Origin of the sequence: Mesorhizobium sp. M5C.F.Ca.IN.020.32.2.1 (genome assembly GCF_004023105.1) — a bacterium.
Classification (GTDB): Bacteria; Pseudomonadota; Alphaproteobacteria; order Rhizobiales; family Rhizobiaceae; genus Mesorhizobium; species Mesorhizobium wenxiniae.
Genome location: NZ_RZSX01000458.1, coordinates 1 through 5,075, shown reverse-complemented (window position 1 = coordinate 5,075; position 5,075 = coordinate 1). Strand labels below are relative to the sequence as shown.

Annotated in this window: 5 protein-coding genes and 2 pseudogenes; 3 read left to right on the top strand and 4 right to left on the bottom strand. The window is 64.1% G+C overall.

Annotation, left to right across the window (positions count from 1 at the left end):
* Positions 1–116: pseudogene (locus tag EOA86_RS40510) on the bottom strand (MarR family transcriptional regulator); the annotation flags it as partial.
* A 217-nt stretch (positions 117–333) separates the two neighbouring features.
* On the opposite strand from EOA86_RS40510, the gene EOA86_RS21615 reads away from it, so the two are divergent.
* A complete protein-coding gene (locus tag EOA86_RS21615; RefSeq protein WP_128343497.1) occupies positions 334–1,128 on the top strand; it encodes an SDR family oxidoreductase in 795 nt (264 codons plus the stop codon).
* Positions 1,129–1,150: 22 nt separating this feature from the next.
* Here the strand turns inward: EOA86_RS21615 and EOA86_RS21610 are convergent.
* Positions 1,151–1,748, bottom strand: a pseudogene (locus EOA86_RS21610) (LysE family translocator).
* 97 nt (positions 1,749–1,845) lie between these two features.
* On the opposite strand from EOA86_RS21610, the gene EOA86_RS21605 reads away from it, so the two are divergent.
* The gene (locus EOA86_RS21605) at positions 1,846–2,715 is read left to right on the top strand and encodes a LysR substrate-binding domain-containing protein (protein WP_065009286.1); all 870 of its coding nucleotides are present in this window, start codon (positions 1,846–1,848) and stop codon (positions 2,713–2,715) included.
* A 227-nt stretch (positions 2,716–2,942) separates the two neighbouring features.
* Here the strand turns inward: EOA86_RS21605 and EOA86_RS21595 are convergent, their stop codons facing one another.
* A complete protein-coding gene (locus EOA86_RS21595; RefSeq protein WP_128343495.1) occupies positions 2,943–3,593 on the bottom strand; it encodes a dihydrofolate reductase family protein in 651 nt (216 codons plus the stop codon).
* A 151-nt stretch (positions 3,594–3,744) separates the two neighbouring features.
* Positions 3,745–4,587, bottom strand: a complete 843-nt coding sequence (locus EOA86_RS21590; protein ID WP_128343493.1) for a protein-L-isoaspartate O-methyltransferase — start codon at positions 4,585–4,587, stop codon at positions 3,745–3,747.
* Between the two features lie 212 nt (positions 4,588–4,799).
* On the opposite strand from EOA86_RS21590, the gene EOA86_RS21585 reads away from it, so the two are divergent.
* Positions 4,800–4,988 (top strand): hypothetical protein, encoded by a 189-nt coding sequence (locus EOA86_RS21585; protein ID WP_128343491.1) that lies wholly within the window; start codon positions 4,800–4,802, stop codon positions 4,986–4,988.
* Positions 4,989–5,075: the final 87 nt, after the last annotated feature.

Genomic DNA, 5,075 nt, shown 5'->3' with positions numbered 1-5,075 from the left:
GCCTTCAGACCCGAGGGGGCCAGCACATCGTCATAGAACTGGCCGAGCTTGCGCGTTGCGCGGCGCAGCATGGCGTTGCTGCAAAGGGTCAGGCCGGGGAGGGTGGCTTTCGGCATCGTGTTTCCTTGACGGGGCGAGATGATGTCCAGCCGCCGCTCCACAAATAATCTTCGGTTCCATCATTGACAAGTTAATGGCATATGCCTACTTCGCGAATGATGGCATATACCACTAAATGAGATCAGATGGCTTGCCGGCGAGGCGGGTGGCGATTGCCTATGTCACCGGCGCCTAGGTTGAAGCGAAGCAAATCGGTCGAGAAGGAACAGTAGAATGAGTGGACAAAGCAACAAAGGCACGGCGGTGGTCACCGGCGCTTCGTCGGGTATCGGCGCGGTTTATGCAGACCGGCTGGCGGGTCAGGCCTATGATCTGGTGCTGGTGGCGCGGCGCGCCGACCGGCTCGAGGAACTGGCGGAGAAGCTGCGCTATGCCTATAGCCGCAAGGTCAGCGTGATCAGTGCCGACCTCGCGGACGACAACGATCTGCGCCGCGTCGAGCAGGCCATATCAGCCGACGAGAGCGTTACGCTGCTGGTTAACAACGCCGGCCTCGGTGGGGCGCAAGTGGTGGCGACAGCCGACGCTGACGTCGCCGAGCGCATGATCAAGGTCAATGTCGTGGCGCTGACACGTTTAACACGCGCCGTGCTGCCGGGCCTGATCGCGCGCAACCGCGGGGCCATCGTCAACATCGCCTCGGTGCTCGCCTTCGATACCTCCTTCGGCGGCATCTACAGCGGCACCAAGGCTTACGTCGTCAACTTCACCGAGGCCTTGCAGCGTGAAGTCGCCGGCACCGAGGTGAAGGCGCAGGTCGTACTGCCGGGCGCTACCCGGACCGATTTCTGGGAGGTTGCCGGAAGCGATATCGATAGCCTTCCGAAGGAGATCATCATGACGGCCGACGATCTGGTCGACGCCGCACTTGTTGGTCTGGCCAGGGGCGAAGCCGTCACCGCGCCGGCGCTTGCCGATGCGGCCAAGCTCGACATTTTTCTCGGCGCCCGGCAAGCCTTTTACGGCAGCCTGCACGCTGACAAACCGGCTGCGCGCTACGCAGCTTGAACCAAGGCGTGGCGGTTGGCGTCTACGCCGGCCGCCACATCGGAATGATCGAGGCGGCGAGCAGCAGGCCGAGCGCGATGTTGAGCGCGCGCCACTGCCGCTCGGTTCTGAGCAGCCGGGCAAGCAGCGTGCCCGCCATGCTCCACGCCGACAGCGACAGCGCGGCCGCCAGGCCAAAGACCATGCCGAGCAAAACGGCAAGCTGCAGCGGTCCGTCGGCGAGTGCTGCAAACGACGCCGCAGCGCCCAGCCCCATGGCCCAGCCCTTGGGATTCATCCATTGCAGACGGCGCCACCGAAAAAGCTGTTCGGCCTGTTCATGGTCATGTCCAGATTGGGTGGGCCGCTGCGGCCGATCTTGAAGGCGAGCCAGATCAGATAGAGCGATCCGGCTATCTTCATCGCCAGTTGCAAGGACGGAGCGGCCGCCAGCAGACCGGCGAGCCCGGCCGCACCGGCCGCGGCCACCGTGGCCAGGCCGGCCGCACTGCCGGCCATCAGCGGAACTGAGCGGCGAAAGCCGAACTGTGCCCCGGACGCAGTCGACAAGGTCGTGGCCATGCCGGGCGTGGAGGTCGAGACCAGCGCAACAGGACGAGCGGAAGGATGGTCTCAAACATGCTGTTTCCTCTGTTGGGAACCAGCATGCTAAGCATGGGCATGCATCAGTAAATGCAATCTTTGCTATGCCTAGCATTAGAGAATATAATGCAGCCCATGATCCGCAATCTAGACACGGCTTTGGTCCGGACTTTCGTCACCGTCGCCGACAAGGCCAGCATGACGGCGGCGGCCAACGCGCTGCATTTGACGCAAGGCGCCGTCAGCCAGCAGATCAAGCGTCTGGAGGAGGTTTTCGGCTGCAGCCTGTTCGAGCGCGACCGGCGCGGCCTGAGGCTGACCCGTTCCGGTGAGCGACTGTTCGGCAAGGGCAAGCGCCTGCTCTCCCTGAATGACGAGATATGGGCCGAGATGGCGACCAGCGCGGTCGCGGGTGAGGTGCGGCTCGGCGTGCCGTATGATCTGGTTGGCACCATGCTTGCGCCGATGCTGAAGACCTATGCCGAAACCTATCCGCAGGTTGAGATTTCGCTGGTCTGCGCCTCGTCGCCGGAACTTGCGGCGGCATTGGCGGCTGGTACGATAGACCTTGCCGTGATCGAGGAACCGGTGGGCCCGTCCGCCGGCGAATGTCTCGCCATCGACCGGCTGGTCTGGGTCGGCTCCAAAGGCGGCATCGCTCGCCACAAACGGCCTTTGCCGGTTTCGATGGTGGCCGAAACCTGCGCCTTCCGCCCGGCGGTGCTGGCGGCGCTCGGCGAGCATGGGCTGGAATGGCGGACCGTGTTCGAGAACGGCAATCTCGACGCGACGACGGCGACGGTGCGCTCGGACCTGGCCGTCACCACCTGGCTGGCCTCCACCGTGCCTGCAGACCTCGACATCCTGTCCGCCGATCCGGAACTGCCGGCCTTGCCGAATTTCTCGATAAACCTGCATCTGCCGAAGCATGGCGTCGAGCCCGCCGCGCGGGAGTTTGCCGCGTGCATCCGCGACGGGCTGGCGCGTCGGCAACAGGCGGCGTGAGGGTATTGACTGGAAGCGTCGCGCTGCCCCTCATCTGGCTGCCGCCATCTTCTCCCCGTATAGGGACGGGAGAAGGACGCCGTCATGGATGGTTTCGCCAATCAAGGGGGTAGCTGGGAAGGGCGCCAACCGTGCGCCGAGCCCCTTCTCCCCGTCTCCATACGGGGAGAAGGTCCCGGCAGGGGGATGAGGGCAGCGCCGCCTGTCGGGGATGATCCCCAGCATGCTTACTTCCAGTTCTTACGCCGTTCGAGCTCGGCTTCGGAAGGCTGTTCCGGCACGAAAGACCCGGTCTTGATCTCGCCGGCGCGCTCATAGGTCGCCATGATGACACCGGTGCTCGACGTCTGCGAGCGGGTGAGCTTGAAGGCGGCGGGCATCGCGCCGTCGCCGAACAGCCGCTTGCCCTTGCCCAGCACCAGCGGGAAGATCAGCAGGCTGATCTCGTCGATCAGGTCGTTGGCGAGCAAGGTCTGGATCAGCTCGCTCGATCCCTGGATGAGCAGGTCCGGGCCTTCCTCCTGCTTGAGCTGGCGCAGAGCCGCCACGACATCGCTGCCGAGCGACCGGCTGTTTTGCCACGACAGCGTGTCGGGCCTGTGCGTCGCCACATATTTGGTGACGGCGTTGAAGCTGTCAGCAATCGGACCGCTCTGATACGGCCAATGCGCGGCGAAAATGTCATAGGTCTTGCGGCCGAGAAGCAGCGCGAACGATTTCGAAAACGTCTCGCCCATGGCGGCGCCCATCACGTCATCCCAGTAGTGAACCGTCCAGCCGCCGAACTCGAAGCCGCCGACCGGGTCTTCCTCCGGTCCGCCTGGTGCTTGCATGACGCCGTCGAGGCTGACGAATGTTGCGGTGATGATCTTCCTCATTGGAACGCTCCCTTTTTCATCATCCGTGCCGTCGGGGTCGGATTTCGGCCAAAGGACGGTCGAGCAGACACCGGTCCGACAGGGACCGGAAAATTTCTGGCGCGCCAGCCAGCGACGATCGGCAAGCACGGAATGCCTCGCCTCGCCGACGTCACGGCGACCGCCTGCCGCCAACGTCTTGCGACGAGAACCAGACGTCGCCGATGATGGCGGTAGCGGTGCGGTCCGGCGCCTTGCCGGCCGTCAGCCATATCGAACGGCTTCGTGCCGCCTTGTCGCGGTCGAGGACCTTCGCCGCGGGGGCTACTGCCGAGGCGCCGGTGCAAGGGATGAACCATGACCGCATGAACGGATCGCAGGCAAAGCCTTGTTCGGTGCGAGTCACCATGACCGCGAGGCCAACGCGCTCGGTCGGACGCCACGGAAAGACCATGCGGGCGCCAGGCTTCAGCGCCTTCAGCCACTCGGCCGGTGGTGCTGCGACGCCGGCATTGACATAGATGATATCGGACGGTGGCAGGCTGCCGATGACCGCATCGCCATGGATGACGGTCACATTGCCAAAGGCTTCGAGGTTCTGTCTCGCGCGGTCGGCGAGACTGGATTCCAGTTCGAAGGCGGTGACTGCGCCGCCGGGTGAAACCAGCTGTGCCAGCAGAGCTGTGTAGTAGCCGGTGCCGGCGCCGACATGGGTGACGGTCTCGCCGGGTTTTGGCGCCACCTTGCCGATCCACATGGCATGCAGGAACGGCTCGCCATTGTTGATGCCTTTGTCGGAGTCGAGCGACACCAGCACGTTCTGATAGACGTGAACAGGATCGGCGCTCGGCGTTTCGACGTTACCGTTGCCGGCGACGACCGACCACGGCCCGGGCCCGAGAAAAGCCTCGCGCGGCACCGCGGCGAACACGTCTTCGAGACGCGGATCGGCCGGACCTGCATTGGCAGCCATCATTCGCGCATAAAAGCGGCGCACATCGGCGAGATCGGTCATGGCCTCAAGATAGCGCAGACTGCCGATTTGTCGCGTCAGTCCAGATCGCCTCTGGCCGACGCATCAGCGCCGAGACAGTTGAAGCGTTTCGCAAGGCAATGAAGGCGACACGCTAAATCTACCGCCATTGCCGACAGTCCTGCCGGAACCGCCGCGTTGCCGCTGCGTTGGAAGTCGTGCCAAGCGATTGGCGCGAGACCGAGGAGGATACCATGGGCGTTGAACAGGCACCGACAGCGAGGGGCAAGCAAGCGGCCAAGGGATTGAACCAAACTGCGGCGAAGGACGAACGCAAGACGGAAGCGGAAACCGGCCGCCCGCTCAAAAAGGGCGCGGTCCGCTTCGACGAGCGGTCGAAAAGCTCGGACGGCAAGAGCGCGGGTACCAAGCAGAAGATCTGAGCGTAACCGCTAAGTCCAAGACCAAAAAAGCCGTCGGCAGGGCTCTCAGCCGCGGCTGTCGTGCACCGACTGACCCCAGTGCCGGCG